This is a genomic window from Fibrobacter sp. UWT2 (assembly GCF_900142545.1).
Taxonomy (GTDB): domain Bacteria; phylum Fibrobacterota; class Fibrobacteria; order Fibrobacterales; family Fibrobacteraceae; genus Fibrobacter.
The window spans coordinates 1-14,007 of sequence record NZ_FRBF01000013.1 but is presented as its reverse complement, the minus strand read 5'-3'; the positions used below and the strand labels follow the sequence as shown (position 1 = coordinate 14,007).

Annotated in this window: 16 protein-coding genes and 2 tRNA genes; 4 read left to right on the top strand and 14 right to left on the bottom strand. The window is 50.2% G+C overall.

The window, feature by feature from the left end:
• Nucleotides 1-158: 158 nt before the first annotated feature.
• The 12 genes from argS to BUA40_RS09730 all read right to left on the bottom strand — a co-directional run bounded on the left by argS (nt 159) and on the right by BUA40_RS09730 (nt 8,412).
• On the bottom strand, nt 159-1,871 hold the full coding sequence (argS, locus tag BUA40_RS09780) for an arginine--tRNA ligase (RefSeq protein ID WP_072800461.1): 1,713 nt from the start codon (nt 1,869-1,871) through the stop codon (nt 159-161).
• Nucleotides 1,858-2,271 carry a ribosome silencing factor gene (gene rsfS, locus BUA40_RS09775; protein ID WP_072800460.1) on the bottom strand — a complete coding sequence of 138 codons (414 nt, stop codon included), beginning with the start codon at nt 2,269-2,271 and terminating at the stop codon, nt 1,858-1,860. The genes argS and rsfS overlap by 14 nt, the downstream gene beginning before the upstream one ends.
• A complete protein-coding gene (locus BUA40_RS09770) occupies nt 2,258-2,641 on the bottom strand; it encodes a LytR C-terminal domain-containing protein (protein WP_255369275.1) in 384 nt (127 codons plus the stop codon). The genes rsfS and BUA40_RS09770 overlap by 14 nt, the downstream gene beginning before the upstream one ends.
• A gap of 109 nt (nt 2,642-2,750) precedes the next feature.
• Nucleotides 2,751-3,317: a hypothetical protein gene (locus BUA40_RS09765; RefSeq protein WP_072800537.1), complete on the bottom strand. Its 567-nt coding sequence runs from the start codon at nt 3,315-3,317 to the stop codon at nt 2,751-2,753.
• Nucleotides 3,318-3,349: 32 nt separating this feature from the next.
• Nucleotides 3,350-3,697: an aspartate 1-decarboxylase gene (panD, locus tag BUA40_RS09760; RefSeq protein ID WP_072800535.1), complete on the bottom strand. Its 348-nt coding sequence runs from the start codon at nt 3,695-3,697 to the stop codon at nt 3,350-3,352.
• Between the two features lie 7 nt (nt 3,698-3,704).
• The gene (locus BUA40_RS09755; protein ID WP_072800458.1) at nt 3,705-4,460 is read right to left on the bottom strand and encodes a hypothetical protein; all 756 of its coding nucleotides are present in this window, start codon (nt 4,458-4,460) and stop codon (nt 3,705-3,707) included.
• Nucleotides 4,461-4,482: 22 nt separating this feature from the next.
• Nucleotides 4,483-4,566: transfer RNA gene (locus BUA40_RS09750), tRNA-Leu, on the bottom strand.
• 79 nt (nt 4,567-4,645) lie between these two features.
• Entirely contained in the window at nt 4,646-5,533 is an 888-nt protein-coding gene (locus BUA40_RS09745; protein ID WP_072800457.1) for an SPOR domain-containing protein, read from the bottom strand.
• A gap of 47 nt (nt 5,534-5,580) precedes the next feature.
• Nucleotides 5,581-6,903, bottom strand: coding sequence for a tRNA (N6-isopentenyl adenosine(37)-C2)-methylthiotransferase MiaB (gene miaB, locus BUA40_RS09740; RefSeq protein WP_072800456.1), 1,323 nt, complete (start codon nt 6,901-6,903; stop codon nt 5,581-5,583).
• A gap of 195 nt (nt 6,904-7,098) precedes the next feature.
• A complete protein-coding gene (locus BUA40_RS09735) occupies nt 7,099-7,809 on the bottom strand; it encodes a hypothetical protein (RefSeq protein ID WP_072800455.1) in 711 nt (236 codons plus the stop codon).
• A 76-nt stretch (nt 7,810-7,885) separates the two neighbouring features.
• Nucleotides 7,886-8,017: a hypothetical protein gene (locus BUA40_RS14800; protein WP_255369274.1), complete on the bottom strand. Its 132-nt coding sequence runs from the start codon at nt 8,015-8,017 to the stop codon at nt 7,886-7,888.
• Nucleotides 8,018-8,046: 29 nt separating this feature from the next.
• The gene (locus BUA40_RS09730) at nt 8,047-8,412 is read right to left on the bottom strand and encodes a type 1 periplasmic-binding domain-containing protein (protein ID WP_072800454.1); all 366 of its coding nucleotides are present in this window, start codon (nt 8,410-8,412) and stop codon (nt 8,047-8,049) included.
• Nucleotides 8,413-8,504: 92 nt separating this feature from the next.
• Here BUA40_RS09730 and BUA40_RS09725 point away from each other — a divergent pair, with 92 nt between their 5' ends.
• From BUA40_RS09725 to BUA40_RS09710, 4 genes are all read left to right on the top strand, one after another.
• The gene (locus tag BUA40_RS09725; protein WP_072800533.1) at nt 8,505-8,699 is read left to right on the top strand and encodes a hypothetical protein; all 195 of its coding nucleotides are present in this window, start codon (nt 8,505-8,507) and stop codon (nt 8,697-8,699) included.
• 21 nt (nt 8,700-8,720) lie between these two features.
• The gene (locus BUA40_RS09720) at nt 8,721-9,401 is read left to right on the top strand and encodes an HAD family hydrolase (protein WP_143149762.1); all 681 of its coding nucleotides are present in this window, start codon (nt 8,721-8,723) and stop codon (nt 9,399-9,401) included.
• A gap of 21 nt (nt 9,402-9,422) precedes the next feature.
• Complete coding sequence (locus BUA40_RS09715; protein WP_072800452.1) at nt 9,423-10,154, top strand: hypothetical protein; 732 nt, start codon at nt 9,423-9,425, stop codon at nt 10,152-10,154.
• A gap of 75 nt (nt 10,155-10,229) precedes the next feature.
• A tRNA-Pro gene (locus tag BUA40_RS09710) sits at nt 10,230-10,303 on the top strand.
• 69 nt (nt 10,304-10,372) lie between these two features.
• Here the strand turns inward: BUA40_RS09710 and BUA40_RS09705 are convergent.
• Both BUA40_RS09705 and BUA40_RS09700 read right to left on the bottom strand, forming a co-directional pair.
• Nucleotides 10,373-12,259, bottom strand: a complete 1,887-nt coding sequence (locus BUA40_RS09705; RefSeq protein ID WP_083585358.1) for a sensor domain-containing diguanylate cyclase — start codon at nt 12,257-12,259, stop codon at nt 10,373-10,375.
• 22 nt (nt 12,260-12,281) lie between these two features.
• Nucleotides 12,282-13,796, bottom strand: coding sequence for an extracellular solute-binding protein (locus tag BUA40_RS09700; RefSeq protein ID WP_072800532.1), 1,515 nt, complete (start codon nt 13,794-13,796; stop codon nt 12,282-12,284).
• Nucleotides 13,797-14,007: the final 211 nt, after the last annotated feature.

The window sequence follows — 14,007 nt, the reverse complement described above, 5'->3', positions numbered from 1 at the left end:
TAGACAGTAGGAAGTAGTCGGTAGGAAGTTTTTAACGAAAACCGAACGAAGTTCCGCTAATTTTTAAGAAAAGAAAAACGAGAGCTTGAAAGCTCTCGTTTTTTACTGTCTACTTCTAACTGTTTACTGCCTACTGCCGCGAGCCAAGGGCTCGTCGGCTACATCTGCCTGATCGGGAAGAGGCCGAGCAAATCGAGCACGTTCTCGAGCACGATCTGTGTGGCCTGAACCAGGAACAGACGGGACTTTTCTTCGGCAGAACCGAGCACGCGGTCTTCGTGGATGAACTTGTGTGCGGCTTCTGCGATTTCCAAGGCGTACTGGGCGAGAACGCTCGGTTCGTCACCGGCGACAGCGTCCAGAATCTTCTTGCCCTTCTTCGACAAAATGTTGATGAGGCTGTAGGCGGCATCGTCGCTGAGCTGGGCCATATCCACATCGGCAATATTCACCGTGTAGCCGGCCTTGCGCATAATGCTGCAAAGACGCACGTGGGCATTCTGCACATACGGACCGGTATCACCTTCGAAGCTCATGACGGCATCCCAATCGAAACGCACGTCCTTCAGACGGCTGTTCTTGAGGTCGTTGAAGGTGAGCGCGGAAATACCGATCTGGCGAGCAATAAGCTCCTTGTTTTCAAGTTCCGGATTCTTTGCATCGATGAATTCGAGAATCTTCTTCTGGGCAGCTTCAATCACGTCGCGGAGCAGGCTTGCGGTACCCGTACGTGTCTTACCCTTTTCCCATTTGCCGTCGACCAGCTGCAGGATCACGCCGAACGGAATGTGGTACATGTCCTTGTACCATTCGCGGCCCATCTTCTTGAGCACGTGGAAAACCTGCTTGAAGTGGAGCGCCTGTCCGAGGTCCACCACATAAAGGCACTTGTCAAAGTTGTATTCCTTCTTGCGGTAGCAGGCAGCGGCGAGGTCGCGGGTTGCGTACAACGTAGAACCGTCACTCTTGCGAATCAGGCAGGGGTTCAAGTCAAATTCATCGAGCATCACCACGTCCAGATCCTGGCTCTTCACCATCAAATTCTTTTCGCGGAGTTCGTCGAGAATCGCGGGAATCTTGTCTTCAAAGAAGGATTCGCCGGTGTAGTGGTCAAAGCCAACGCCCATCATGTCATAGATGCGCATGAGTTCCTTGAGTGTAGCCGCACGGAAGGCGGTCCAAAGCTTGCGGTAGAACTCGTCGCCCTGTTCGAGCTTGGTGAATGCGGCGCGTGCTTCATCTTCGAGGCCGGGTTCTTCTTTGCTGGCTTTGGAGAAGGCGGCGTAAAGGATGTTGAGTTCCTTCACGGTCAGGCTGTCGAGCGTAGCATCGTCGGTGGGGCGCTTTTCGCGGAGGTACATCACGATGAGCTTGCCGAATGCGGTACCCCAGTCGCCGAGGTGGTTAATGCGTTCCACCTTGTAGCCCGCGGCCTTGTAGATGCGGGAAAGCGAGTTTCCGATCATCGTTGAACGCAGGTGGTGGAAGGCGAGTTCCTTGCCGATGTTCGGGGAACTGAAGTCTATGCAGACCACCTTGCCGTTCGATGCGGCGTGGCCGTATTCGAGGCCCTTCGCGGCGATTTCTTCGAGCGTAGACTTTGCGAGGAAACTACGGTCGATAAAGAAGTTTAGGTAACCGTTCACGGCTTCGACCTTCGAAAGACCTGCCGGAAGCTTCACCTGTGCGGCCAAGTCTTCGGCAATCATCTTCGGGGCCTTGCGCATCACCTTGGCGAGCGAGAAGCACGGAATGGTGAAGTTGCCGTGCGTGGTATCAGGCGGCACGGAGATAAGCTTGAGGGCGGCTTCCTTTTCGAAGGAACCGGTAGCGGCGAGCGCTTCTGCGATTTCTTGCTCAAACGAGTTCATTGTCGTCGGCCTTCTTGTCGGTGGTCTTTACAAAGTCATTTTCGTCGAGTTCCACGATCTTGCCGTCGGCGTACAGACGGTCGAGCGAAATCTCGTTACGCTTTTCTTCTTCGAACAGGTGAACCATCAGGTCGAGGCCCGCGTCGAACACAGCCCAACGCACGCCTTCCTTGTATTCCACGCCCACGGAGGGGAGCTTGTTCGCCTTGAATTCCTTGCGGAGTTCGTTCAGAATGGCCTGCATCTGGGCTTCGCTTTCGCAGGTTGCCACGAGGAAATAATCCGTGACATCCTTGATGCCGCGCAGATCGATGAGCTGCACGTTCTGGGCGCGAAGCTCAAACAAAATGCTTGCGCCGATTTGGACGGACTGGGGAAGTTCTTGATTATTCGTTGTCATCTGTTTCTCCCTGTTCGGGTTCTATTATTTGTTCAAAGTCTTTGCCGATGTAAACGGCTGCATCTACGACGGCACGGCTGCTGTGGACCACCAGCACGTTGTCGGTCTTAAGTGCTTTGGCGAGCGCCTTGGCTCCTTCCCATTCGGGGTTTCTAAGCACCAGCACCGTTTCGTCGTAGTTCTGTAATCTATCGTTTCTAGAACTGACAATGTCAAAGCCGTTTTCGCGCAGGTAAGAGCGCATCTTGGCGGCTGCACCCTGCATCCCGCAGCTGTTCAGCACTTCCACGTCGCCCTTGTAGGTGCGCTTGACCTTTACGACGGGGGCCTTTTTCTGTTCCTCTTCGCAGCTCGTTAAAAGCAACGCCATAAAAATGGCCATAGCGGCAAAGAGAAGTTGAAATGTTTTGGAACGGCAGTTGTACATCTTCTAGTGCAAATTTAGAAAAATGTGAAGTGCTGTCATATTTTTATTTATCTTACCTGCAGTAATACGGCGTTCTCCACGGGCAGCCGCCATACAAGTAGCGGTGCGGGCCGTATGCCTTGAAGGCGTCGCTTTCGTTCACGAACATCACCCTAAAGCTCATGTTGTCGTTAGGCTTGTATTCCAGCGCGATGTCCGGAATGACGACATCGACATTACCCTGTCGTACATCTTCTTTGGCAATCGGCGTGCCGAAACGGAAATTGGAATACAGCGGCATCCAGAGTCCCACGTTTGCATACAAATGAAGTTCCGGCGTGAATTCGTAGGCGAGGTGTGCCATATAGCTTTGCTGGGCGAAACTTCCGAAGGTGCCGCCCATGAAGCTTACCGAGTAGGTGTAGGCGACTTTCAAGGCGGGGTCAAACGTTTCGTGGCGTACTAAACGGTCTGGGTCAAAATGCTCACGATTCCAGGGAATGCCGTCGTCGGGAACCTCGTAGACCGTGTCAACAATAGTGTCTTTCTTGGCGGTGGAAACAATAGCGGAGTCCGCTTTTACGGGATTGCCCGCAAAAACTGTAGTTGCAAACGCTATGGCCAACAACCAGATTCGCATGTAATGAATATAGAAAAAGAGCGGCATTGCCGCTATACGATTTCGTTTTTAGCGTTCACGTGGATCACGGTGGGTTTCCACGTTTTGGCTTCGTCTTCGCTCATGGTAGCGTAGGCGACGATAATCACCAGGTCGCCAGGTTGAACCAGGCGGGCGGCGGCACCATTCAGGCAAATAACGCCAGAACCGGCAGGACCTTCGATGACATAGGTGTCCAGGCGGTTGCCGTTGTTCACGTCAAGAACGCCCACCTTTTCGAAGGGGAGGATGTTTGCTGCATCCATCAGGTCGCGGGCAATAGTAATCGAACCCTCGTAATTGAGGTTTGCGTCGGTTACAGTTGCGCGATGAATTTTGCTTTTGAGTAATTCCAGCTGCATGATGCGCTTAGAACTTGACATTGAAGAATCCCGCAACACCCTTTTCCGGGGTCGGGAGAATGCCGTAGCTGAAGCGGTTTGCGTCCGGGTTGCTGTCCCATTGGGTGCTGAAGAAAGCGTCAGCAAAGGACCAAATGTGTGCGCCAGCCACAAAAATCAGACCATACCACCAAGCGGTATTGCCGTCGACTGCAAGGTAAACCGTTGCGCCGACACTTACACCCCAAAGGGCGTCAATCCAAATAGCCTTCATGGATTCGTTCTTGTGCCACTGATACAGGGACGGAACGAGCAGAGAAAGATATGCATAACCCTGGTCACCAGAGCGGTTGCGGTAAGAACGGTCAATGTCGGCATCTTCAAGTCCGCCAGAACGCTGGGCGAGCCAGTCTTCTTCGGAAACGCCGAGCTTTTCCCAGGGCTTCTGCAAGTATTCAGACGGACGGACACCCATTTCGACGAGGCTCGTCAGCTTGGCTCTAGAAACGCCTTCTTGCTTTGCTTGCTGGAATTCCCACTGGGTAAGACCCATTTCTTCGTAATTGAAACCCTGCCATTCATCAGCAGAAGCGGTGGCTTCTCCGACCTTGGTTTCTTCTTCGGCGGGTTCTTCGCTGCTGTTGTCGTCAGCAAAGCCGTCGTCAGTTTCTTCGGTGGATGCCCCGTAAGAATAGGAATCTTCGGAAGATTCGTCGTCAAACTGTGCGAACGCAATGGAGCCGCACAAAAGCACCGTTGTGAGAATCTTGCACCAATTCGCCATCAATTTCTTCCTTCAATAATAGTGCCGGGGGAGGGAATCGAACCCTCACACTCTCGCGAGTACCGGATTTTGAGTCCGGCGCGTCTACCAATTTCACCACCCCGGCTCGGGGTTTGTTCAAATATAGAACAATTTCGCTTTTTTTGCAGGGGGAATCTGCGAAAAAAGCGTTTTTTGATGAAAAATTACCTTTTCAAAAGGGGCTGAAATTCGATTTTTAGGGGGGCAAGCTTGTTTGCCGCGAAATCGACCGCCTGATCCTTTGTTTCAAATCGTCCAGTTTGAACAAGGTAAAGGGTTCTTTCGCCCCTGGGCTGTTCAATGACGGTACAGGTGATTTTTTGCTTTTTTAGGTTGGTGACCAGCAAGTCGGCGTTGGTTTTGGTCCCGAAGGCACCCAGCTGCAGGGTCCAATATTCTGCGGTCGGGGCTGCTGCAGGGGCGGCTGTTGCCGGAGCAACTGCAGCTGTCGCTGTTGCGGCCGGAGCGGGTGCAGGGGCAGGAACGGCCTTGGGCTGTTCCCTAGGTTGTTCGACTGCAGGTGCCGGTTCGGTGGCAGGAGCGACCTTTGCGGCCTGAATGGCCTTCAGGGAATCGGGCTTGCTCAACAGATTGCAGCGATCGTTAAGGTCTTCGGACTTGACCTTTGCCTTGACTGCCTGGCATACCTTCTGGAGAACGACGGCCTGGTGGGGGTGCGAAGTTTCGATAGCCTGAATCAAATCTTCTGCAGCCTTTTCATTCTTGCCCAAGTACAGTTTGAACTGTGCGCTGGTCATCATGAGGTCTGCATAAATAGCCTTCTGCGGATTGGTAGTCTGAATTAGACTGTCCAGTCGCTTGCCAGCGGTCTTGAACAGTTGGGCGTTTCCGGTTTGCGAAAGAGCCAGGACGTTCCACAAATAGCATTCGGCTTTTGAAGAGTCCGGTTCCTTGGGACAGGCGGCTTCGTAGGCGTCTGCGGCTTCTTTCCAGTTACCGGCCACATAAGCCTTCTGCGCATCAGCCATCGTCTGTGCGAATGCGGCTGTTGCAAAAAATGCGAGTATAATAGAAATTGACTTTGCTTTCATATCAAAAACCTCATACCTCAAAGTGCCGTAGGCACGACCTCATTCCTCTAAACCAACTTTCCTCGAATCGTCCATCCGCGAATGTCGTCGAGCTTCACCTTCACGTAGTCGCCGGGCTTTACGACGCGGCCTTCTTCGGGCTTGAACACCACCTTCTTGAAGTTGTCGGTACGGCCGCGCAGTTCCGTCTCGTCGCGTGCAGAATTCTTTTCGACCAGAAGTTCCTCGGTGCGTCCGAGCATCATCTGGTTGCGCTTGAGCGTGATAGCGTTCTGCAGTTCCACGAGGCGCGTGTGGCGTTCCTGCTTTTCCTGTTCGGTGAGTGTCTCTGCTTCTTTGTATGATTCCGTGCCCTTGCGCGGGCTGTAGATGAACATGAAGGCGCTGTCGAACTGGCACTGTTCAAATGCCTTGAGGGTAGCTTCAAAATCTTCTTCGGTTTCGCCCACGAATCCGCAAATCACGTCCGTCGAAATGCCGTAGAACGGGTCCTTGCTGCGCAACTGCTCGATAATCGAGAGGTACTGCTCCATGTTGTGCTGACGGCGCATCTTCTTGAGCATGGCGTCGGAGCCACTCTGGATAGGAATGTGCGCGTAGTGACAGACCTTCGGGTTGTTCAGCAACACGTCGATGAGCTCGTTCGTGTAATGCCTCGGGTGCGGGCTCGTAAAGCGGATGCGGCGGATGCCGTCGATTTCAGAAACCTTCGTAAGGAGGTCGGCAAAGTTGCCGCCTTCCGTTTTGTAGGCATTCACCGTCTGGCCCAGCAGCGTCACCTCGGTAATGCCCTTGTCTGCGGCCTTGCGGACTTCGGCGAGCACGTCATTCATGTCGCGGTACTTTTCCGGTCCGCGGAGATACGGCACAATGCAGTAGCTGCAGCGCTTGTTACACCCGCGCTGAATCGCGACGAAGGTGGTAAAGTCGTTCTGGAGCTTCGCGTATTCGCCCAAGTAGTTTTCACTCAGGTCCTCGTCGATGAACATCTTGTGGTGCGTCAGGTGCAGCGGGCTGTGGGCATCGCCAAGCAGCAGTTCCGGAATTTTCTTGTACTGGTCCGGACCCACGATATAGCTCACGTTCGGGAGGCGCTTCAAAAGTTCCGGCCCGCGATTTTTAGCCATGCAGCCGCACACGACAACCTTCACGTCGGGGTTCTTCTTGTTCAGGTACTTGAGCTTGCTGATGTTCGCGATGGCGGTTTCCTCGGCCTTTTCACGTACACTGCAGGTATTCACGATGATGAAGTCGGCATCTTCCTGGTTGCTCGTTTCGATGCAACCGCACATGTCGAGTTCCTGGGCAATCATCGCCGAGTCATACTCGTTCATCTGGCAGCCGTATGTGGCCAAGTGGTATTTTTTCATGCGGGCAAATTTAGTAAAATATAAGATAAGAGGGGAACGCCTTCCCCTGATTACAGCCCCGGCTCCCACCCACATTGTCTTTCTCGCCCTGAATCAAGTTCAGGGAACCAGAAATCTCCCTAACCCCGCCCTTGCCGGGTCTTCCATCACCCCTTCTAACGGGGACACCCCGCAACGCCCCAAATGTATTTTAGGCTAATCGCATTTTAAATCGCGAAGAGTTTTTCCGGTTTCTTCTTCAATGACCATATCGTTAATGGTGTTTACATACCCTAAAACTGCATCTAGAGCCAAAGCAAGGCAACTAACATGTAAGTCTGATGCTACAACATTGCCTGGCATTAATCCTTTAGACTGAATAAATTGATTGTGTTTAGAATTTGTTCGAGCCATTTTTATAGTATTACCGGCTTTAATTGTTGCTGTTTTGTCTGCATGTAGGATGAACTTTGCGCTTGGATTACTTTTTGCAACCAGATTAATGTCATGGTCAAATTTCCAGTTGCGGAAAAAATCGCCGTCCTTTTTTCTGGCTACGATTTCGCTGACATCAATTGACGCCCCTTTGCTAGGGGCTATCCAATCATCTGTAGCGCATTCTTGCATGAGAGCATGTACTTTGTTGTGGTCCTCAGCACTGAGATATACCACGTTCCAGGATTCATTACAATAGTGACTGTCGCTATTACGAATGGCTCGGCTTATTTCTGATTCGCCGATTCCGCCAAGATAGGGGTTCTCTAAGCTAGCAATAGCTTTTTGAGCGAAGAAGGTTACTGGAACAATATGATGCAATTCTTTGCCTTCGCCGTCTATATCGAACTCCGCAGCACGAATGATATCCCACATTTTCTTGAATGCAACGCACTCAATGTCGAAAGCCTCTCTAACAAAATCATTAATCATATTAGTGTTTCCTTTTGGGTCCCGGTTTAATTATAGCAAAAAGAGATTATTACCTGTTTAAAATATATTGCTTTGTTTATTTCTTCATCAATTCTTTTAGGAACTTTTCTGCATTGGCGCATTTTTCGCCCCGTTCAAGTTCTGAAGCGACTTCGGCAAGTTTGAGATATAGTTCTTTTTGCGTTTTTGGTTTGTTTTTTAGGAACATAGTAAGGAAGTGAAATTATGTATTGTTTGTTAGGGGATTAACAACGCCTTTCCTGTTAGGGAATGTTCAGATGATGCTGTATAGGAATCTGGGAAATAAACAGTTTCTTTCCCAATAGTTTCAATCACAACGGCGTTTGCTCCGATTTTAGCGGCTTGCTTTTTTAGTTCTTCTTTAGCGTATTCATAATCCCCTGTAGCGTCCCATCCAGAACCACTCGATGCTGTAACAATTCCGATAATTTCATATTTAGTTGGGTATTCTGCAAGGACTTGAACTTTTTCAGGGTCTATAGGTGGTCTTGTTTTTCCCGTAACGATAACAGCACCTGTGGCACAACTACATAGGGCTATTAAGGAAAATGCTAAGCAAATAAGTACTCTTATTTTTTTCATGACATTACGTAAAGATAAATGATTTGATTTATTAATAAATATAATCAAATGAAATAATAAAAATGGACATGTTTTTCTATTTTTCGCTTTACATGTCCCTACTTCTCGCAGTCATATTCCTTGCCCTGTTTATCAGCGCCATTGTCCGTGGAAAGTTTTCTTACGGCAAGGCGGATTACGATTTCCATGAGCATCCGGTGCAGTTTGTTATCGTTGTCGTATTTATTCTGGGAGTGTCGGCGCTTTGCTTTTACCGATTCCTGGTTGAGATGGAATTCATTCGGTAAATTTCTACATTTGGGCGCGCTATGCTCAAAAAGAAATCCCTCATTGTTTTTGACTTGGACGGGACTCTGTTCAATACGCTTGGAGACCTTGCCGTGGCAGTGAATTTTGCGCTGCGCCATTTCGGGCTCCCGGAACACGACGAACAGCGCGTGCGAACCTTTATCGGGAACGGCTCCATGAAGCTTATCGAGCGTAGCATGGGGGAGGCTGCGCTTCCTGAAAATATGGCACGTACGGGTGTAACCATTGAAATGGTTCATAAGGTCTATTCGGATTTTTATTGGGAGCATTGCACCGAACGTACGCTCCCGAATCCGGGAATTGTTGATTTCTTGAATAATTCCAAAGCCCGAGTGGCGATGCTTACGAACAAGCCGCTTCTCCCCAGCGAAAAAATCCTCAATCACTTTGGACTCCGCGACCGTTTTGAATTTATTCTTTGCGGCGATACCACGCCCGAACGCAAGCCGAGCCCCGCTGGCTTGCTCAAGATTCTTGAAATGGCGGGCGTTTCTCGCGAAGAGGCGGTAATGGTGGGCGATGACCAGCCGGATATTTTGGCGGCCCGTAACGCCGGGGTCGATTGCATTACGCTCCTTTGCGGCTTTGGAAAACCGGTGAACTTGCTCCCGTTAAAGCCCGAAAATACGGTCGAAAGCTATGCTGAAATGTGTCAGTTGCTTGCCCGAATCTCTGACTAGTATTTTTTCTATATTCATATCATGACTTTCAAAATGATTCCTACTGTTTTGGCTGCAGCATTTGCACTTTCTACAGCAGCTTTTGCCGACGAGGCCATCCGCTTTGTTCCCGAAAATTACCCGATTGGCGTCTTGAACCAGGGCGATACCAAGCATATCGTTTTGCAGGGAGCCAATCTGACGGATAAAGAAATCGTTCTCGAAAATGTGTTCGGCCAAGGCAACGGCATGTCGAACTTCAAGTACCCGAACAAGATTCCTGCCAAGGGGACGGTCAAAATCGAATTTGACTTTAACTCTGCCGAAATGGAAGGCCAAATCAAACCGGTTGTGGTGTTGGTGGATACCACTGGCAAACCCTATCTTGCCAATATGGATGGCATCGTGAAGGTACCGTTCTTCTTCGGCGAAAAACTCTTTGACGCCGGTTACTATGCCAAGGGCGAAAAGCGTGAATGGACTTTCTATGTATGGGGCACCGACAAGAAGGAACGTCCGGACTTGACTCTCGCGCCCGAGTCCGCCAAGCAGTTCTCCATGTCTGCCAAACCCGTAATGCTGAACGTGGACAAGTTTGACCAGATCAAGGAAGGTGGCAAGGTCCCCGGCCTGAAAATCACCCTTTCGACCAAGGGGCTCTCCCGCGAAGGCTGGGAACTCAAGCAACAGAGTATCCGGAAGATCGTTTCGTTCAAGAGCAAAAAGTACCCGAAGGCTACGCCTGACGTGCTGATTGTTGGTTTCTGGAAGTAAAAAAACGGCTTTTTTGGGGCTTTAGCCTTGCAAAAAAGCCCACTTTTATCTAATTTTGACCCACCAATGAACCAACGGGATGTAGCTCAGCCTGGTAGAGCGCTTGAATGGGGTTCAAGAGGTCGCTGATTCGAATTCAGTCATCCCGATAAAAAACACCGCTTTTAAAAGCGGTGTTTTTGTTTTAGAAGCTTGTATCGGTTTTATGCCGGAGCGTTTTAACTCTGCTTTTCTTCCTCTTCAGGCGAATTTTCGTCATCGCGTTCATCTTCGCCCTTTTCTTGTTCCGCAGATTCTGCGGCCATTTTGAGCGGGTGGTCTTCGATATAGTCAAGGCTTACCTGGAAATTTTCGCCCTTGGGCTTTTCGGCATCCTTCTTCAAGGCGGCGAGTTCGATAGCGGCAGCCTCGTAGTCGGCTTCGGTCACCCATTCGGGCTTCCACACGATCACGCGGTTACGGCCGCCTTCCTTACCTTGGTAAAGGGCCTTGTCTGCCATCTGGATGCTTCGGTCTGCACCGAGGCGTTCGTCGAACTTGGCGACACCGAGCGTAATGGTAATCTTGATGGTGAAGTCCGCGTAGCGAACGGTCATCTTTTCGATCTGTCTGCGGAAACGTTCGGCGACAACTCTTGCGCCTTCGAGGTCCGTTTCGGGCAACAGGGTCAAGAATTCTTCGCCACCGTAGCGGGCAAAGACATCGTACTTGCGCAACAGACCGCGAATGGTCTGGGCCACCGACTTCAGGATGATATCGCCGCAGGCGTGGCCGTAGGTGTCGTTGATATTCTTGAAGTGGTCAATGTCAATAAAGATAAAGCAGAAGGGCTTGTGGGTTCGGGCTGAACGACCCATTTCGTTTGCGACGGTTTCGTTCATTTCGCGGCGGTTCGGGAGTCCCGTCAGTTCGTCGGTCTTCGAAATCAGTTCCAGCTTCTTGTTGGCCAGTTCCAAATCCTTGGTTCGTTCCTTGACTTCCTGTTCCAAGATTTCTCTATGGGCGTTCAGTTCCTTAATCTGACGTTTAATGGTATCGTGCATCGAGTTGAAGGCGTTGCCCAACTGGCCCAGTTCGTCTTTACGGCTACCCACGTCAATGTTTTCGATATCAAGGTCTCCGTCAGTGATTCTACGGATGTGCTTGGTAATGCGGTTCAGCGGAACGCCCAGCATGTAGAACATCCATGCTGCGACAAGGAAGATTATCAGAATTGAAATCACGAGAATGGCGAGGCTTGCCTGCGTTGCCGAAGAAATTAGGTCGTCAATTTCGCGTTTCGGCTGGAAAGCAAAGAGACCAAAATCGGTGTTAGAATCAAAGTAGTAGTTAACAAGATACTGCTCGTTGTCGTAAAGCTTCTGGAACTGAGCTTTCTTGACATCATAGTTGCGAGGATCAATTTCTGTAAATCCAAGTTCGTTGATCTTGTGTGTATCTGTAAGCCAACGCTTTAAGTCGGGGTGGTACAGAATTTCTCCTTGACCGTTAATGGCGACCAGGAATCCGTTTTTACCAATTTTATAGTTAGGGAAGTTCGTCCAAAGTCTGCGAAGTGAGAATTCTGCAAGCAGGTATCCGCTGGAACTAGACTTGTTTGTAATGCTAATGCCGAACAGACGCTTCGGGGGTGCATCCTTTGCTTCCCTAAACCAGGGCGTCAAGTAAGGGCGGTGCGGAGTAATGCGCGAAAAATCAATGGGGTAGGGGCTTTCTGTTGGAATGCCGACCATGGAATTGTCGCAAATAAACGAGTTTTCTCTGTCGTACAAAGTAACTGTTTCGCCCGAAATGAACAGCGACGAAATGCTATAGCTCTTGAGGTAGCTTGCTGCGGTATTGGGGTCTAGGCTCTGGATTTCAGAAGTCTTGGAAAGAAGCGTCAGGCGGTCGCCGAACTGCTTCATTTCGCTAGACGCCATGTAGCCAATCTGAGAAAGCGTTGATTCGTTGTTGTTGAAGCTCCACTCCAACATCAGGTTGGTCTGTTTTGACGTGAATATAAGGATACTCCCCGTGACCACGAGGGTCATGGAGAAAATCAAAACGATAAGCATCTTGAAGACGATGCTTCGCGAGAAACCTGATATCGTAGTGGTAGACATAGGCGAAATCTTCTAAAGTCGGTTATTTCTTGCGCTTGCGGAGGAAGGCGAACAGGAATCCGAGGACCAGCATGACAACGAATACAAACGGAGCTTTTTTCATATTGCTGTCAACGGCTTCGTTTGTGGAGTCCTTGGCGACTTCAACCTTCGGCTGGCTTTCTTCGTTGATCTTGTTCCAGGCGGCCTTGAATTCGGCTGCCGTCATAATATTGGTTGTCGGGTAGTTCAACTTTTTGTCGATTTCGACCGTGAGGTCCTTGAAAATCTCGTACAGCTTGTCTTCGGAATAGAGCGACGGAATTTCCATCTGTTCCCAAATGGCGCTGAATAGTGTGTTGAGTTGCTGTTCCAGTTCGCCCCATTCCGGAATGGCCACGTAGGCGCGACCGGTTTCAAGGGCGCGGACCAGCACTCGGTATTCTTCGTCTTCGGCCCAAGTCTGCAAAACCTTTCTAGAGGGCGGCAATAGGCCAATCTGCTTTGTGTAGGCGTCCAGGTTTTCGTCGTCGGTCAAGAAGAGCAAAAGGTCAAGAGCTTCTTTGCGTTTGTTGCTTGCCGGAATGGCGAGGTTTGAACCGCCGATAAAGCTGACGCTTCCGACCTTGCCCTTAGGAATGGGAACTACCATGACGCTGTCGGAACCGATTCGGGCGTTAGAAAGGCCTCCCATGTTTCCGTGGAAACGGGTCTGCATGATGATTTCGGAAGTGCTCACGATAAAGGCGAGCTCGCCATTGTTGAATTGCTGGGCAATCTGTGCCGTATTGGTCTGCAGGGCTTCGGGCGCTACGAGCGTATCCATGATAAAGTGGAGGTAGCTTGCGATACCGAGGAGCGTTTCTTCAGAAAGAATGTTGGCGTGCCACTTGCCGTCTGTGTCTTTCTTGATGAACGAACCGCCGTTACTCCAGATCCAGGGGGCAAAGTTGTGAGGAAGGTTCCAGTCGCTCCTGCCGGGGAATGCGTAACCGCGTACGTGGGCACCGTCTTCAAGAACTTCGTCTTTTTGGTTGACTTTGCGAATTGCGTTCTTGAATCCTTCGTAGGTTCTAATGGAATCTTTAGTGATGCCGTGTTCAGCAAGGATTCTCTTGTTGGCAAGAACAGCTCGAATATCGATAAACCAAGGCACGGAATAGATTGTCGAGTCTCCGTCGATATGGGTCGTGTTCCAGCTGACGGGGACAAAACGTTCCGGTTGAATTGCCGAAAGTTCTTCGTTGAGCGGCTTGATTTCCTTGCGGGATGCAAAGTACGGAATCCAGGTGGTGCCAAGCTGCAAAACGTCGGGAGCTTGCTGTGTTCCAGAGAGTGCGGCAGTAATGCGGTTCCAGGCTTCACCCCAGTCAAGCACTTCGACCTTGGTCGGAATGCCGGTCTTCTTGGTGTAAAGTTCAAGACGTTTTTCGAGGGTTTCTTGCGGAGATGCGCCATTGGGCATAATCCAAACTGTGAGCGGTTGCTTTTTAGGGGCGGCCATAACTGCAGTCGAGGCTATAGCAATCGCTAGAATTGAATGCATAATTCTATTCATCTTTATACCCATGAACAACTCTCCTTTCTTAATCGCATCGTCATGTTTATACGAACATTAAAATAACAAAAAAAAGAGAAAAGTGAAAAAAATCACAAGAATGATAACCTTGATAGATAGTTGACCCTTAAAAAGTCACTTCGCGAGCGCAGGATAAGGAGGTTCGCCGTTTTTATTCACCCCTTCCCGGCAAAGGAAGCAACAGTATAGC

Excerpts from the sequence above, each read along its gene's own strand:
- BUA40_RS09705 (WP_083585358.1), bottom strand. The coding sequence starts at position 12,259 with ATGTCTACCACTACGATATCAGGTTTCTCGCGAAGCATCGTCTTCAAG.
- panD (WP_072800535.1), bottom strand. The coding sequence starts at position 3,697 with ATGCAGCTGGAATTACTCAAAAGCAAAATTCATCGCGCAACTGTAACC.
- BUA40_RS14800 (WP_255369274.1), bottom strand. The coding sequence starts at position 8,017 with ATGTTCCTAAAAAACAAACCAAAAACGCAAAAAGAACTATATCTCAAA.
- BUA40_RS09720 (WP_143149762.1), top strand. The coding sequence starts at position 8,721 with ATGCTCAAAAAGAAATCCCTCATTGTTTTTGACTTGGACGGGACTCTG.
- BUA40_RS09735 (WP_072800455.1), bottom strand. The coding sequence starts at position 7,809 with ATGATTAATGATTTTGTTAGAGAGGCTTTCGACATTGAGTGCGTTGCA.
- argS (WP_072800461.1), bottom strand. The coding sequence starts at position 1,871 with ATGAACTCGTTTGAGCAAGAAATCGCAGAAGCGCTCGCCGCTACCGGT.
- BUA40_RS09770 (WP_255369275.1), bottom strand. The coding sequence starts at position 2,641 with ATGGCGTTGCTTTTAACGAGCTGCGAAGAGGAACAGAAAAAGGCCCCC.
- BUA40_RS09765 (WP_072800537.1), bottom strand. The coding sequence starts at position 3,317 with ATGCGAATCTGGTTGTTGGCCATAGCGTTTGCAACTACAGTTTTTGCG.
- BUA40_RS09745 (WP_072800457.1), bottom strand. The coding sequence starts at position 5,533 with ATGAAAGCAAAGTCAATTTCTATTATACTCGCATTTTTTGCAACAGCC.
- BUA40_RS09715 (WP_072800452.1), top strand. The coding sequence starts at position 9,423 with ATGACTTTCAAAATGATTCCTACTGTTTTGGCTGCAGCATTTGCACTT.
- BUA40_RS09725 (WP_072800533.1), top strand. The coding sequence starts at position 8,505 with ATGTCCCTACTTCTCGCAGTCATATTCCTTGCCCTGTTTATCAGCGCC.
- BUA40_RS09730 (WP_072800454.1), bottom strand. The coding sequence starts at position 8,412 with ATGAAAAAAATAAGAGTACTTATTTGCTTAGCATTTTCCTTAATAGCC.
- rsfS (WP_072800460.1), bottom strand. The coding sequence starts at position 2,271 with ATGACAACGAATAATCAAGAACTTCCCCAGTCCGTCCAAATCGGCGCA.
- BUA40_RS09700 (WP_072800532.1), bottom strand. The coding sequence starts at position 13,796 with ATGAATAGAATTATGCATTCAATTCTAGCGATTGCTATAGCCTCGACT.
- miaB (WP_072800456.1), bottom strand. The coding sequence starts at position 6,903 with ATGAAAAAATACCACTTGGCCACATACGGCTGCCAGATGAACGAGTAT.
- BUA40_RS09755 (WP_072800458.1), bottom strand. The coding sequence starts at position 4,460 with ATGGCGAATTGGTGCAAGATTCTCACAACGGTGCTTTTGTGCGGCTCC.